This window comes from Rohdeia mirabilis (assembly GCA_007750655.1).
Taxonomy (GTDB): domain Bacteria; phylum Planctomycetota; class UBA1135; order UBA1135.
This window is the reverse complement of the sequence record CP036290.1, coordinates 2,081,338-2,096,288: the sequence shown is the minus strand read 5'-3', so window position 1 is coordinate 2,096,288 and position 14,951 is coordinate 2,081,338. Positions and strand designations below refer to the sequence as shown.

12 protein-coding genes are annotated in these 14,951 nt (G+C 70.9%); 7 read left to right on the top strand and 5 right to left on the bottom strand.

Going from position 1 to position 14,951, the window contains the following annotated elements; all coding sequences use genetic code 11:
* Window positions 1–12: 12 nt before the first annotated feature.
* The 4 genes from Pla163_RS07875 to Pla163_RS07860 all read right to left on the bottom strand — a co-directional run bounded on the left by Pla163_RS07875 (window position 13) and on the right by Pla163_RS07860 (window position 5,838).
* Window positions 13–1,755 carry a multiheme c-type cytochrome gene (locus Pla163_RS07875; protein ID WP_145186159.1) on the bottom strand — a complete coding sequence of 581 codons (1,743 nt, stop codon included), beginning with the start codon at window positions 1,753–1,755 and terminating at the stop codon, window positions 13–15.
* 122 nt (window positions 1,756–1,877) lie between these two features.
* Window positions 1,878–2,228 (bottom strand): preQ(1) synthase, encoded by a 351-nt coding sequence (gene queF / locus Pla163_RS07870; protein ID WP_145186156.1) that lies wholly within the window; start codon window positions 2,226–2,228, stop codon window positions 1,878–1,880.
* A 6-nt stretch (window positions 2,229–2,234) separates the two neighbouring features.
* Window positions 2,235–4,493, bottom strand: coding sequence for a hypothetical protein (locus tag Pla163_RS07865; RefSeq protein ID WP_145186153.1), 2,259 nt, complete (start codon window positions 4,491–4,493; stop codon window positions 2,235–2,237).
* A 208-nt stretch (window positions 4,494–4,701) separates the two neighbouring features.
* On the bottom strand, window positions 4,702–5,838 hold the full coding sequence (locus tag Pla163_RS07860) for a hypothetical protein (RefSeq protein WP_145186150.1): 1,137 nt from the start codon (window positions 5,836–5,838) through the stop codon (window positions 4,702–4,704).
* A gap of 331 nt (window positions 5,839–6,169) precedes the next feature.
* On the opposite strand from Pla163_RS07860, the gene Pla163_RS07855 reads away from it, so the two are divergent.
* From Pla163_RS07855 to Pla163_RS07840, 4 genes are read left to right on the top strand one after another with little or no spacing between them, the layout of a single operon-like run.
* Entirely contained in the window at window positions 6,170–6,625 is a 456-nt protein-coding gene (locus Pla163_RS07855) for a 4-hydroxylaminobenzoate lyase (protein ID WP_145186147.1), read from the top strand.
* Window positions 6,622–7,677 carry a radical SAM protein gene (locus Pla163_RS07850; RefSeq protein WP_419186438.1) on the top strand — a complete coding sequence of 352 codons (1,056 nt, stop codon included), beginning with the start codon at window positions 6,622–6,624 and terminating at the stop codon, window positions 7,675–7,677. Before Pla163_RS07855 ends, Pla163_RS07850 begins: the two co-directional genes overlap by 4 nt.
* A gap of 44 nt (window positions 7,678–7,721) precedes the next feature.
* Window positions 7,722–8,099 (top strand): hypothetical protein, encoded by a 378-nt coding sequence (locus Pla163_RS07845; RefSeq protein ID WP_145186141.1) that lies wholly within the window; start codon window positions 7,722–7,724, stop codon window positions 8,097–8,099.
* Between the two features lie 8 nt (window positions 8,100–8,107).
* Window positions 8,108–8,530 (top strand): hypothetical protein, encoded by a 423-nt coding sequence (locus Pla163_RS07840; protein WP_145186138.1) that lies wholly within the window; start codon window positions 8,108–8,110, stop codon window positions 8,528–8,530.
* A 52-nt stretch (window positions 8,531–8,582) separates the two neighbouring features.
* On the opposite strand, the gene Pla163_RS07835 is transcribed toward Pla163_RS07840, so the two are convergent.
* Window positions 8,583–9,029 (bottom strand): hypothetical protein, encoded by a 447-nt coding sequence (locus Pla163_RS07835; protein WP_145186135.1) that lies wholly within the window; start codon window positions 9,027–9,029, stop codon window positions 8,583–8,585.
* A 195-nt stretch (window positions 9,030–9,224) separates the two neighbouring features.
* Here Pla163_RS07835 and Pla163_RS07830 point away from each other — a divergent pair, with 195 nt between their 5' ends.
* The 3 genes from Pla163_RS07830 to Pla163_RS07820 all read left to right on the top strand — a co-directional run bounded on the left by Pla163_RS07830 (window position 9,225) and on the right by Pla163_RS07820 (window position 14,785).
* Window positions 9,225–12,743 carry a PQQ-dependent sugar dehydrogenase gene (locus Pla163_RS07830; RefSeq protein WP_145186131.1) on the top strand — a complete coding sequence of 1,173 codons (3,519 nt, stop codon included), beginning with the start codon at window positions 9,225–9,227 and terminating at the stop codon, window positions 12,741–12,743.
* A 132-nt stretch (window positions 12,744–12,875) separates the two neighbouring features.
* A complete protein-coding gene (locus tag Pla163_RS07825; protein ID WP_145186128.1) occupies window positions 12,876–14,162 on the top strand; it encodes an AI-2E family transporter in 1,287 nt (428 codons plus the stop codon).
* Window positions 14,159–14,785 (top strand): IMPACT family protein, encoded by a 627-nt coding sequence (locus Pla163_RS07820; protein ID WP_419186437.1) that lies wholly within the window; start codon window positions 14,159–14,161, stop codon window positions 14,783–14,785. Before Pla163_RS07825 ends, Pla163_RS07820 begins: the two co-directional genes overlap by 4 nt.
* Window positions 14,786–14,951: the final 166 nt, after the last annotated feature.

Below are 14,951 nucleotides of genomic sequence, written 5' to 3'. Positions count from 1 at the left end.
ACTCGCTCGCGGTCAAAGCTCGACGCGCGCCGCCGCCAACACGACCGGGGCGCGATCGGCGTCCTCGTACATCTGCATGAAGCGCGCCACCTCGGGCGTGTCGTACCGACGCATCTCGTCGGCCCAGCGCGGGGCCAGCGTCTGGTAGCAGAGCTCGATCTCGACCGCGGCGGCACGGCGCCCCGCGAGGTCGATCGAGTAGGTCACCGTGTCCTCACCAGCGCTGAAGTTGGCGTCGTCCTCGGTCCCGATCGGGCGCGTCCGCTCGGCGTCCGGATGCTCGGCGGACCAACCGCGGGGCAACAGCCGCGTGTCCGAGAGCCACGTGGCCCCGCGCATCAACAGGTGCGTCGGGGCACCGTGCTCGTCGGCCATGACGGCGCGGTACTCCACCACCTCGTCCGGCGCACGAACCACGTCGCGATGGGGAGCGATCGGTCCACCCGCGACCTCGGACGGCAGGATCTCGCCGGCGGCGTCGACGAGCCGCCCGGCGTCGTCCGTGGCTCCGCTGGCGAACAGCGTGGCACCGTCGGCACCCGTCACCGTGGCCCGCAGGAAAGCGCGGCGCGTGGGGTGCGCCGTGGGCAGCTTGTGCCCAGTGCGGTTCTGGACGCGCACCTCGACGGTCAGCCTGTCGCCCTCGCGTTCGGCCCTCACGATCTCGACGGCGGCGGTGCGCTCCTCGAGCTGTTCGAACGTCGCGGCGCGCGTGGCGGTGAAGGCCTCGCGCGGTGCCGTCGCGCCGAGCGCCTCGCCGTGCTCCTCGAACAGGCCGAGGACCAGGGTGTTGCCCCCCACGAAGACGTGACGTCCGACGGGCCGACGCGGCGTCGTGAACGGGAAGTCGCTTCCACCCGGATTGCGAGCGATCCGCGTCTCGATCGCAGAGCCGTCCGCGTTCGTCGTCGGGACGTGGCAGTCCTGGCAGTTGGCGGCGTTCGGCCCGGGTTCCGCGCGCTCCGTGTCGAAGACGGAGTTCCGCCACTCGATGTACGGTGCCTGCTCGAGCAGGACGTGACCGGTGGGCGTGCCGTCGGGTCGCAGCGCGTCGGTCTCGAGCGTGTGACACGAACCGCACAGCGCCGAGTCGAGGATGTGTGCTCCGTGCGTCGGGAAGAAGCCCGTCGCGCGGTTCATCGGGTTCTGGAACGGATCTTCGTGCGGTCCGTAGAGCCGGTTCCACGGATCGAGCACGAAGCCCGCGGAGAAGCTCGCCGCCGTGCCCAGCCGGTCCGGAGCGATGCCGTGGCAGATCGTGCACGACACGCCGTCGCGCGCCAGTTCACCCAGCATGCCCTCGTCGTGGAGGACCGCGATGGGCGACGCTCCGTCCGGAACGTCGATCCCGACCTGGTCCGCCATCGGCGCGTGACACGAAAGGCACTTCGATTCGATCGCAGCGCGCGCGGAAGGCGTCGCGGCGACCTCCACCGACACGACCGCGCGCCAGAGCGGATCGAGCGCGGAGTTCGCCATCATCGTTCCGCGCCACAGGTCGTAGGGCGCGACCGTCTCGCCGTCCGCGTCGCGCAGCGCACTGGCCCCGGGGGCCGCCGAGTGGCAGCGTGCGCACGAACTCGAGAGCTGGACGGAGGCGCCGGGCGGATCGCCGTCCTGCGCCGAGTTGATTCGAGCAGTGCCGATTCGAGCAGTCCCGTTCGGCGCGGCGCCCGACGCGACCGTCGCTGCCGCCGAGATGGCGAGCGCTGCCGTGGCGAGCAGGGCGCCGAGCCTGTGCTGGAGTTCGAACATGGCGAGCGACCATAGCGTCTCACCGGTCACGAGTCCTATGACGGACCCGACATGGATCGCAACAGCTCTTGACGCAAGGCCCGCCGCTGTGATCGACGCCTGTGGACCCGCCCCTCTCGGCTTCAGGGGTAGCTGGCTTCGATCGTGGTCGTGATCCCGCCCCGCACCATGAATTCACCGATCACGGTCATCCGGCGCGGCTGGGTCGTCTCGACCAGATCGCTGAGGATCTGGTTCGTGACCGCTTCGTGGAACGCGCCTTCGTCGCGGTAGGACCACAGGTAGAGCTTGAGGCTCTTCAACTCGACGCACTTCAGGTCGGGCACGTAGTCGATGTGGATCGTCGCGAAGTCCGGCTGGCCCGTCTTGGGGCACAGACAGGTGAACTCGGGGCACTCGAAGCGGATCTCGTAGTCGCGCTCGGGGTTCGGATTCTCGAAGGAATCGAGGGCGCGAGAAGGTTGGGTGGACATCGTGTCTCAGCGGAGGAAAGCGCGGGGAAGGACACCGTGGAACCGCGCCACCGGCGCACCGTCCACGAAGCGCGTCAGCTCGAATGCGAACTCGTGCACGCCGTACTCCCGCGCACGATAGACGAGGTCGCTCGGCGGTTCGACGACGAGCGCTCCAGAAGCGTCGGGGCGCAGCTCGACGACGCGCGTCTCGAGCGAAGCGAGGTCGAGGAGGCGCAGCTCGATGTGGCTCTCGCGCTCACCAGCGGCCAGGGCACCGAAGGTCCAGCGGCCGTCGTCGAGGGCGCGCGGCTCGCCGAGGTTCCCGACGAAACGTGGCAGCTCGGCCTCGAGTCGGTGGGCCGGTGTGTGCGCGACGGGCTCGAACCACACACGGTCGACGGTACCGGTCAGCAACCAGTCGGCCCGTCCGGCGAGATCGACCCAGCTGGTGCGCGCGCCCACGTCGCCGAGCCACGGGCCCAGAGGCGCCGAACCCGACGCGCGTTGGCCGCTCCAGCGCACCTGCGTCTCGGCGGGCAGGGCTTCACCCACTTCGACCACGAGCGCGCGACTGGCGGCCGGATCGACCGCGAGCGAGTCGGAGCCGGCGGCGATACCGGGCATCACGTCGGTGAACGCGAAGCGTCCCGAGCCGGTGTTGACGCCGACGCGCAGCCCGCGTTCGCGCCACCGCGTCCACAGCCCGGCCCGAACGACCGCACCGAGGGCCTCGCTGGGCACGTCGACGGTCCACGGCGGGGACGGCCAGGGACCTTCGGGGTCGAAGAGCGGATGCCTGACCCACTCGAGCCCCACTCCGATGGGATCCATGCCCGCGACCGAGCGCGGCGCGTCGACGAGCAGCGTCACGCCGCCCAGTCGACCGTCCGGATCGAGGGCCGGAGCGGTTCCGCGCTCGCGGACCTGCGCCATCGTCTCGGCGAACGCGTCGGTCGCGCGCGCCCAGGCGAGCGCGTTGCCGTGCGCCAGGATCGCGAGACCGAGTGCGAGAACGATCGGAACTCCGAGGCGACGCAGCCCCGGCAGAGCTGTCGCCGCCAAGCCCCAACCACTGCACAGGGCGGCCGCCGCGGGCAGGAGTGTGGTCGCGGTCGCGAGGCCGTCGAGCCGCACGCGCTCGTGCACGCCGAACAGGAGCGACACGGCCACGGCACCGAGCCAGCAGGCCAGCGTCCAGCCCCACAGGCGCGGCGCCGTGCGCGCGGCGATCAACGCGGGCTGCAGGGCGACGAGTCCGAGCAGGCCAGCGCCGAAGATCCCGACGAGACCCAGCGTCGCCATGTTCGCGGGCAGGAGCAGCACCCCCACCTTCTCGATCGACAGGGCCAGTGCGCGCAGGGCGCCGTCGAGATCGCCGAGGCGCGAAAGCGTCATCACCGCGACGGGGTAGTACCCGTGTCCGGACAGGAGCGCGACCACGGCCGTGTTCAGCTGCACCACGGCCGAGAAGATCAGCAGCGTCACGAGCGCCGTGCGCACGCGGGCCACGACCGGTCGGTAGCGGTACGACGAGAAGGCTTCGGCCAACGCCAGACTGAACGGCAGCGTGAGCGACACCTGGCCACACAGACCCGAGAGCAGAGTCAGCGCCGCGGACGCGTAGACGAAGCCGTAGCGCCGCTCCTGTCGTCCGCGCAGGAACGCGGCCGCGGCCCAGGTGCCGAACGCCAGCGCCATCACATCGGCCCGCCCGGCGATGGCGGCGATCGACGGAATCGCGAGCGGGTGGAGGACGAACAGGAACGCAGCGGCGGACGACGCGCGCGTGGCCTGTTCGCTGCCGACCCAGGGCCGGAAGATGCGCCACAGGAAGCGCCACAGTCCGAGTGCCGCGACGACCAACCAGAGGAAGTTCTCGAAGCGGTACCAGAAGGCCGAGTGCAGTCCGCCGTCGTGTTCGGTGTCGGACCCCCACAGGCGCAGGGAGAGTCCGATCGAGTAGCCCGAGAGGAGCGAGCCCGTGTCGCCGCGCGCGTCGTCGCCGAGCAACTGCATGACGTCGATCGGCGGCACGTCGAACAACGGCAACGGCCGATCCGGCCGCGCGACCGAGCGCGTGTCGACCGCTCCGGCCAGCAGCGCGGGCTCCGTGTCGCTCGAGGCCTCGTCGAGGCTGATCGCATGGCCCGACGCGCGGCCGAGCAACGCCAGGTCGTCGCCGCTGAAACCGCTGCGCGCGAGCGGAGCCACGGCCAGCGTCAGACAGACGAGGGCGAAGAGGGCCCGCAGGAGGCTTTCGAGCGTTCGGTTCGGTCGCGACACGGGATGGGGCGGGACGAGGAGGCGTGTCCGACGCCGAGGTGGATCGACGAGGACCCGAGGCGACGCGCGCCGGAAGAGTCCTCGAAGGGTCGCTACAGGGATAGCGCCCCGCGCCGCGCGATCCAACGGCGAGGACCCGGCGCGGGGCCCCGCGACCCGCCCCTGGCCACGCGCGCGGCCAGGGGCGTTCGGAACGGCTCGGCCGGGATCAGTCCGCGGCGTTCTCGCGCGACGCGTCCCAGGACTCGATCAGCCAGGTGGGCAGCTGGTCCCAGCGCTCCACCAGGGCGCGCGCGGAGGGATAGCAGATGTGGGGCTCGAGGACCGCGCGCACCACGAGGCGCGTCCCGACGGTCATGACCGGCGCCGCTCCGTCGGGCACGTCGGTCGCGTCCTCGCGCTGGCGCAGGAAGAGCGGCACGAAGTAGCCCCGCGACGGACCGTGGAGCTGTTTGACCGCGAGTCCGCGGCGCAGCGCCCAGTGGACGGCGCCCACGATCGCGCACGACTGGGCCACGGGCGTGATGCCCTCGAGCGCGGGGATCCGCACGCGGCGTTCGGGGTCACTGAGTTCGGCCGCGACCACGATCTCGCCGGAGCCGATGGCGGAGGGCCATTGGGGCAGACGCGCGGGGCGGGGCAGTTCGGCGCAGCTCGGACGCTCCCCCACCCAGTTCATGACCCACGGGTTCTGACCCGGGTCCTGGTTGCGGACGAGGCCGAGGTAGATCGGCGTGCCGGCGGGCGTGGTCAGTCCACCGACGGTCATGACGAGCTGGTCCCCGTTCCAGACGTAGGCCTCCTGCTCGATCGCCAGCCGCACGTTGACCGCCAGGTACTTGAGCAGCACGGTGCCGTTGTCGCCCCAGTCCTCCTGGACGGCCAGGTCGCGCAGGAACGCGAGGCGACCGGTGGGCACGAAGCAGAACTCGAACAGCGACTGGATCGACAGGTACTCCCCACCGAAGTCCTCGAGCAGCTCGTCCCGCGTGGCGGGCACGCGGCGATCGGGAAGGAGTTCGACCGGTTCGAGCTCGACCTCGACGGGACCTTCTTCGAGCGGGTGCTCGCTGGCGGTGCTCGGCTCGTCCTCGGCGGTCGCGTCGGAATCGTCCTCGTCCGCCGCACGGACGGCGGTCGCCTCATCGGGATCGGCGTCCTCGACGCTCGCCTCGTCGACCGAGTCGTTCAGCTCTTCGTCGAGCTCCTCGTCCGGATCGATCGGCGCGGTCGCGACCTTCCGAGTGGTGCGCGTGGCCTTCTTCGCGGTCTTGGCCGCGGCGCGCTTCGTGATCTTCTTCGCAGCCTTCTTGGCCGTCTTCTTCGCCGTTCGCTTCGTCGTCATCGTCGTGGTCTGGTGATCGCGGAGGTCCTTGGCCTCCGTGGTGGTTCGGCGCAGCGCACGCGCGGTGGTGCACAGGCTGCGACCGGTGGGCCGCAGCTACCGGTGCACAGCGAGCGCGCCGCACGAGTCGTTCGCAGGCGGTCCCGGGTCAGCGCCTACGGCCCGCGGACTCGATGAGTGCGGTCGGAAGCAGCGCTGGCCCGAAGCGTTCGTTCGGGTTTTGCCGCGCACGGGGCGCGGTCACAAGCGGGTGTCGATTCGAAAAGGTCGCGAGCCGGCAAGGTCGGTCCGCAAGGGTAGGCTGTGCGCCCGCGCGACCCAAGCCAGACCCATGGATCCGATCTTCGAACGCCTCGTCGAACTCGCCCGCTCCGTCGACGCCTCCCACCCGGCCGAGGCCGAGGCCGAGCTGGCTCGCCTCCTTCCGGTCGACGGCGAGGAGGCCCGCGCCATCGGCGCCCGCCTGGCCGAACTCATCACGGCAGGTGAGGTGGCCGAGCGCGGTGAGCTCCCGGTCAAGTACGGCCGCGTCGCCAAGGCGAGCGACGCCACCTGTGGCTTCTCGATCGACGTGGTGCACATGAGCGGGCCCGGCCCCCACCACCGCCACCCCCAGGGCGAGATCGACTTCTGCTTCGCGCTCGACGGGTCCCCCACCTTCGACGGGCGTGGACCCGGCTGGCTCGTGTACGGCCCCGACAGCCAACACGTTCCGACCGTGGCCGGCGGCGAGATGGGCATCGTCTATCTCCTCCCGCAGGGCGCGATCGAGTTCACCGGCGCGTGACGACGAGCGGCGGTGAGTCGGCGACGAACGCAGCGGCCCCGCTGCCCTGGGACGACGCACCCGATCCCTGGGACGAGGCCGAGGGACGCTGGCTCAGCGATCCGCCCAGCCGGCGTCCGCGGGTCTGGCGCGAGCGCGCGAAGTCGATCGTCACGCGCAACGACAGTCCCGACATCCCGTTCCGCTTCGGGGCCAACGCCTACCGCGGCTGCGCCCACGCCTGCGCCTACTGCTACGCGCGCCCGACCCACGAGTACCTGGACCTGGATCCGGACGGCGACTTCGAGCACGAGCTGGTCGTGAAAGAGAACGCGGCGGAACTGCTGTCGCTCGAGCTCACGTCCTCCCGCTTCGACGGCGAGGTGCTGTGTCTGAGCGGGGCGACCGACCCCTACCAGCCGCTCGAGGCCTCCCTGCGCCTGACGCGGCGGATGCTCGAGGTCTGCCTGGCCCGCGGGCGCGCCGTGCTGCTCTTCACCAAGGCGGCCCTGGTGCAGCGCGACGCGGACGTCCTGGCCCGACTCGCGGCCGGTCCGGGAGTGCAGGTGTACCTGTCGATCCCCTTCGCGGACGACGCCACCGCGCGTGCGCTCGAACCGGCCGCCCCCAGCCCCTCGGCACGCTTCCGCGCCATGCGCGCGCTGACCGAGGCGGGCGTTCCGACCGGCCTGTCGATCTCGCCGGTCGTCCCGGGACTCAACGACCGCCAGCTCGACGACCTGCTCGCGCGCACCGCCGCAGCGGGAGGCACGCGCGCGTTCGCCAGCCTCCTGCGCCTGCCCGGCCCGGTGCGCGCCATCTTCGAACGCCGGTTGCGCGAGCGCTTGCCGAGTGCCGCCGACCGCGTGCTCGCGGCCCTGGCGGCGAGCGGCGCCGACCGCACGGGTCGCGCGGCCTTCGGCGAACGCATGGCCGGCTCGGGGGTGCGCTGGGAGCTGGTGCGCTCGATGTTCGAGACGTTCGCACGGCGACATGGGGTCATCGCCGACGAGCGACCGGAACCGGCGCTGCCGCCCGTGCGCCGAACGAGACAGGGACGCCTCTTCGACTGACCGGACCTTGCCGCCGCGGACGCGCGCCGCCCATCCTGGTGCGCGTGAAGACCACCATCGCCCTCGCCGTCTGCCTGCTCTTCAGTTCCTGCTTCCTGTCCCGGGGGCACCAGAACCTGCCGCTCGCGGCGGAGGCCTACGCGAGTCTGCGCCCCGGCGAGAGCACGGCCATCGACGCGACCGAGGTCCTCGGAGCGCCGAGCGAAGTGGTCGAGCTGGGCAACGGCAGCGCGTGGCGCTACGAGTACGCCCAGGTGAAGCGCACGGGTCTGTTCCTGCTCGTGTTCGGCTTCCTCAACGAGGACACCCAGAGCGATCGCATCTGGCTCTTCTTCGACGCGGACGGGACGCTCGTGAACGCGGCCGCGACCTTCGAGGCCGAGCGAGCCGAGTGGGAGTCGCCCTGGAGCGGCGACGAGTGAGCGCGCACGTGCGAACGATCGTCGTCGCACTCGCCGCCGCCTGGTCGAGCGGCTGCGTGCAGTTCACCTGGACCAACGCGCACCGCGGTCGACCGCTCGGCGCCGAGCGCGTCGAGTGGGCGCTCGACGCGCGCCCCGACCTCACCACGGCCCTGGCCGAGTTGGGCGCCCCGCACGTGGTTCGGCGCGTCGAGGGCCCCGACGACAGCGACCTGGGCACGGAACTACTGTGGGTCTGGCGGCGTGCGGAAGGCTTCAACCTCTCCGGCAGCGTTCCGTTCGACAACGGCGGGAGCGCCAGCGTGCAGTTCGGTCAGAGCAACACGGACTTCGAGGGCCTGCGACTGGCCTTCGACGCGAACGGCCTCTTCGTGCGCGGCACGAGCGGTGTGGTGGCGCGCGAGGAGCCGGGCCTCGATCTGCCGCTCTGATCGGCGCATGCGCGTGCGAGCGCGCGAGGCACGCGGCCACCCACGCCACTCCTCAGCCCAGCACGAAGAGCGCGGCGACGAGCACGAGCACCAACACGCCCACGAGCAGGAACGGCATCAGCGCCGCCGCGTCGCTGGGAGGCACCTGGTCGATCTCGACCCAGTTGAACATCGCGCGCACGGTCGGGTTCACCTCGGCGCCGCAGTGCGGGCACGTCTCGCGCACGGACCGATCGGCCGGCTCGAAGCTGTCGTAGGACAACGGCAGAACGCCGCCGCACTCCATGCAGTACTGGTTGCGCGACGTCCCGCCGGACTCGACGCCCGGCGCCCGTGAACGCTCGCGCAGGTAGTCGAGTGCCTCGTGGTTGCGCGCGTCGCGCGTCTTGCTCCAGTGGTCGTCGGGCAGGAGCGAACGCCGCTTGGGCTCCGCTCCATCCGCCGGATCGGGAGTGCCCTCGGGGGGCGTGGTGGGCGGATCGGGATCGACGGGAACCATCTGGCTGTGCGGCACGTCCGGCGCCGGGGCCGCAGTCTAGCCCCTGCCTCGATCGACCGCGGCCACGGGCCGAACGCATACTTTGGTGGTGGGAACGTCCCCGAACTCCCGCCCCCGTCCGCAAGCCACGTCCGCAAGCCACGTCCGCACGCCTCGATCGACGCGTCCACGACCCGAGTCCGCCGATCCCCGCCCATGAAGCTCCCCCACCTCCCCGGTTCCCGCACGGGCGTCGCCGCCGCGTTCGTGTTCGCCTTCGTGGCTCTCGGTGCACCGCGCGCGAGCGCCGACGAACCGCACCTCGCGGAGGACTTCGAGCTGACGGAGGTCCCGGGCAACTGGTCCAGGCCCGTCGTCCTCGTGTTCGCCCCGGACGGAACGCTCTTCGTCGGCGAGAAGCCGGGCCGCATCCTCGTCCACGACGGCACGAGCGCGCAGACCACGCCGTTCCTCAGCATGTCGGCCGAGGTGAACTCGCGCGACGACCGCGGGCTCCTGGGACTGGCGCTGCACCCGGGCTTCGTGCCGGACGGCGGCGCGACGTCGTGGGTCTACGTCGCCTACACCGCGACGCCGATCCTCGGAGTGAACCCGCTCTACGACCAGGACCAGAAGTACTCGTGGTCGATCCTGGCGCGCTGGAAGGCGATCACCAACGGGCAGAACGAGATCGTCGCCGACCTCACGAGCAAGCAGATCCTGCTCGGCGAACGCCTCGCCGACGGCACGGCGCCGGATGCGATGGCGTCCCTGCGGGACTCGCACTCGAACGGTTCGCTCATCTTCGGTGACGACGGCTCGCTGATGATCTCGTGCGGCGACGGCGCCTACTTCGTCGGTCTCGACGTGGGCGGCGTCGACGACCCGGGGTTCGACGACTTCGTGCATCCCGTCACCGGTCTGCGCGGACAGATCCCGAAGGACCAGGACTCGGGGGCGTTCCGCGCCCAGGACCTGCGTTCGCTCGCGGGCAAGGTGCTGCGCATCGATCCCGAGACGGGTCTCGGACTCCCGTCCAATCCCTTCTACGACGGCAACCCGGCGAATCTGCGCTCGCGTGTGTGGAGCCTCGGACTGCGCAACGCGTACCGCATGGCCCACCTGCCCGGACTCGGCTCCAGCGATCCGAGCCTGGGCGATCCCGGGCTGTTCGTCGTGAGCGACGTGGGCTCCCAGTACTACGAGGAGCTGAACCTGGTCGACGGCCCGGGTCTCAACTTCCAGTGGCCCTGCGTCGAGGGCGCCGACCCGCAGTTCCTGTACTCGGTCTACAACCGCCCCGATCCGAATCCGTTCGGGTACATGGACTGCGGCGATCCGCAGGTCGGCGTGCAGACCCCGCCCATCCTGGCCTGGACGCGCTTCGACCCCGCGGCTCTGTTCCCGCCGTCCACGCCGAGCCTGGATCACCACGGTGCACCCGACGGCGGTTTCGGCGGCAGCGCCGCGGTCGCGGGTGACTTCTACACCGGCGGCGCCAACTATCCGAACGACTACGACGGGCGCCTGTTCGTCGCGGACTACGGCGACGACTGGATCCGCACGCTCGAGTTCGACCAGAACTTCGCGGTGACGGCCGTGCACGAGTTCGCCACCGACTTCGACAACGTCGTCGACCTCGAACGGCACAGCGTCACCGGCGAGATCCACATCGTCCAACTGCTCGACGCCGACGGCAGCAACGGCCACATCTGGCGCGTGCGCTACGGCGACGACGGCTCGCCGACGGCCGACCTCGCGCTCGGGTTCACGCCGTCCGCGGCGCCCTTGCTGGTGACGTTCGACGCCAGTGGCTCGAGCGATCCCCAGGGCGGTCCGCTGGTGTACACGTTCGATCCCGGCGACGGCTCGACGCCGGTGACCACGAGCGCCGACACCGTGCAGCACACCTACACCGTGGACGGGACGTACGTGGCGAGCGTGACCGTCGAGGACGTCGACACCCTGACGGACACCGACGCGGCCGAGATCCTGGTGGGCGTGTCGCCGCCGCTCGTCGAGATCACGAGTCCCGACCAGGGCCACGAGTTGCTGACGCCCGACGACGTGCTGGTCACGGGAAGCGGCACCGACGTGGACGGCTTCGGGCCCGTCAGTCTCGACTGGAGTCTCTTCCTGCACCACAACGGGCACACGCACCCGAGTTCGACCGGTGCCGGGGCGTCGTTCCTCGCACAGCTCGGGGACCATGGCACCTTCGGCGACCTCGTCTTCCACGAGCTCCTGCTCACGGGCACGACGGTGGGCAACACGACCAGTTTCGCGCGCCTTTGGATCTACGACGAGCGCCAGGTCTTCGACGCGACGGGTGATGCGACGTTCATCGCGCGCCTCCACGAACTCGTGCCGCCGATCCCCCAGGGCACCGGGAACCCGGACCACGAGGTGCTGCGCGACCTGTTCGAAGTGCCGGCGACGGCCCCCGCGCTCGGCCAGTTCAACACCTCGCACGGCGGCGACCAGGGCGCGGACGACTGGCTGGGTTGGGAGCTCGGCACGGCGCCGGGCCCCTACGACCGCATCGTCGGCGTCGACCTCACCAGCGGCCAGATCAACACCACCGGCGGCTGGTTCGAGACCCTGACGGTCGAAGTGCGTGAGAACGGCGTGTGGACCGCCGTCGAGGACTTCGACTGCGATCCGCCCTATCCGGTGGGCCCCGTGGCGCCGTACCTCTCGAGCTTCACGAGCTATCGGATGCGCTTCGCCCCGACGGCGGGTGACGCGGTGCGGGTGCGTGGCGTGCCGGGCGGAACGATCGGCTTCGTGTCGGCCTCCGAACTGCGCGTGCTGACGATCGCTCCGAACCCGCTGAACGGCGCGCGCGACGTGACGTCCGAGGGCTCGATCATCGCCCGTGTCGACGAGCTGGTTCCTCCCGGCTCGCTCGGCAAGGGCAATCCGAACATCGCGCTCGTGCACGACGGAACCGAGCCGAGTCCGGGCAGCGCGAGCTCACTGGCGCAGTTCGCCTCGTTCCACAACGGTGCCCAGGGCAGCGTCGACTACTACGGCTACGTCTTCGACCAGCCGTACACCTTCAGCGCGCTGCACTTCCGCGAAGGACTGCACTACTTCGACGGCGGCTGGTTCGAGGACATGACCGTCGAGGTGCGGATGCGCGACACCGATCCGTGGACACCGGTCACCACCCAACAGATCTCGCCGCCCCTGCAGGCACCCGGTCCGGGAACGCTCTCCTACGAAGCTTTCGACCTCACGTTCGATCCGGTCATCGGGCGCGAGATCCGACTGGTCGGGACGCCCGGCGGATCGTCCGCGTTCACGACGATCAGCGAGCTGCGCATCGTGGCGCTCGCGAACGATCCGGTCGTGTGTCCGCTCGAGACCTACGGAACCGGTTGGCCCGGCAACGAGCTCGAGCTCACGACCGCCACGCCCGGCCGACTCGGTGGTCCGTTCGCACTGCAGGTCTCGAACTGCGTGCCGAGCACGTTGGGCTGGCTGGCGATGTCCGGCGGGTCCGCGGACCTCGACATCGGCGCCGGCCAGCGCGCCCTGATCGACCCGGTGGCGAACTTCACGCTCTACCCCTTCTCCGTCGACGCGACTGGCACGGGGATCCGCAAGATCGGCGTGCCGAACAACCCGAACTTCACGGGCGTCGTCCTCTACTTCCAGGCCATCGCCTTCGATCCGCAGAGCCCCCTGCTCGACCTGTCGAACGGCCTACGGATCGGACTCTGCCCCTAGGCGCCGGGCCGCGCCGGACCGAGGGCGCGAGCCCCGCCGCGCGATCGCACCGGCCCGCACCGGGAACGCGTGCGCGCCGAGCGGGGCGACAGGCTCGCCAGCGCGGATCGCAGGCCGTAGCTTGGAAGCCCGATGGCACCCGCCTCCAACCGCTCCCTGCTGCTCCCCCTGGGCATCATCGCCACCATCCTGGTCGGATGGGTGCTGAAGGTCGCCGCGCCGATCATCCAGCCGCTGGTGATCGCGCTCCTTTTGGCGCAGATGCTCTCGCCGATCGTGCGCTTCCTGGCGCGGTTCCGGGTCCCGCCGATCGTCTCGGTGCTGGCGCTCGCCGGGCTGTTGCTCTACGGCGCGGTCGTCGGCCTGAACGTGGCCCAGAAGTACGTGCGAGCTTTCATCGACGAAGCCTCGCCGGCGCCGGTCGCCACGGCCCAGAGGAACGCAGGTGGAGCGGATGTCGAGGGCGTGGGCGATGGCGTGGGCGATGGCGCGGTCGACGGCGCACGTGATGTGGCGGTCGACGGCGAAGGCGATCTCGCGGGTGTCGGCGAAGGCGATCTCGAGGTCGCCGGCGAAGGCGACGAGGCGATCGACGCGGTCGCGACCGAACCCGAGGAGGAGACACCCGCTCTCGACGTCCTGTTGGCGGGGATCAGCGCGCGCCTGGCGGCCACGACCCTGCCCGCCGAGGTCAAGAACTCGCTCCAGGCCGAGCTGAAGGACATCAAGGAGCAGGGCCGCGCCGAAGGCTACGCGCGCGAGTTCCTGCAGTCCGGCGTCTCGCTGAGCCGCACGTTCATCCTGGTCCTGATCTACATGCTCTTCATCTTCGCGGAGCAGGTGGTCTTCCGACGCAAGATGCTCGCCGTCGCGGGCGATCGACGCGAGGAGGCGGCGCGCGTGATCGACACCATCGGTCGCGGCATCCAGCGCTTCGTCGGCATCAAGACCCTGACGTCCCTCGCGACCGGTGCGCTCGCCTACGCGGTGCTCGTCGGAGTCGGAGTGCCCTACGCGCTCCCCTTCGCGATCCTCACCTTCGTCTTCAACTTCGTCCCCTACTTCGGCAGCCTCATCGCCGGTGCCCTGCCGACCGTGACCGCCCTGGCCGTCGGAGACACGTGGGTGGACGGCGTGGTCGTCGCGGTCGCCTACTTCCTGATCAACACGCTCATCGGGTCCTACGTCGAGCCCAAGATCCTGGGTCGCGAACTCGATCTCTCACCGCTCGTCATCATCGTGTCGGTCGTGGTCTGGACGGCCCTGTGGGGCGTGGTCGGTGCGCTGCTCGCCGTGCCGCTGATGGCGACACTGCAGATCGTCCTGGCGAGCATCGAGACGACGCGCCCGATCGCCGTCGTCCTGTCGAGCGGTCCACCCAAGGAAGGTGGCCGAAGACCGCTGCGCCGCATCGCGTGAGCGGCCCGGCCACCGACTTCCTGACCCTCCCGCGCAGCGCGCGCCACGAGCCGGAGAAGATCAAAGGCTCGACCTTCGTGGGCCTCGCGGCCCCCGTGGCGAACGCCGCCGAGGCCCAAGCGATCGTCGCCGCCGAGCGCGAGCGCTACGCCGACGCGCGGCACCACTGCTTCGCCTGGCGCCTGTCGGCCGACCCGCGCGACGAACGCAGCAGCGACGACGGCGAGCCGGCGGGCTCGGCCGGACCTCCGATCCTGCGCCAGATCCTCGGACGCGAACTCGAGGGCTGTGTCGTGGTCGTCACCCGCTGGTTCGGCGGCGTGAAGCTCGGGGTCGGTGGCCTGATCCGGGCCTACGGCGGCACGGCGGCCGGTGCGCTCGACGCGGCCGGCTCGGTGCGCGTCGAACGTAGCGTGGGGATCGAGCTGCTCCACGAGTACGCAGCGGGTGGCCTGGTCGAGTCGCTGCTGCGCGCGAGGGGAGGCTCGGCGCTCGAGTCCAACTACGGGCCGCAGGTGCGGCAGATCGTGCGGGTCCCGCTGGCCGCCGCCGACGAATTCGTCCGCGACTTCGTGGACGGCACGTCGGGTCGCGGTCGGGCGCAGATCCTGGGCGAGCCGTAGCGAACCGTGGCGCCGGCCCCGGCCGGGCGCAGCAGCCGCTTCGAAGCGGAACCCTTGCCCGAGATCGCCCTCGTCGAAACCTCCCGCTGCGGTACCGTCGTCCGCCTCAGGCGCGGCCACGCTCGCAGGGCTCCGCCGCTCGCAGGCCGCTCACTTCGTCCGTACC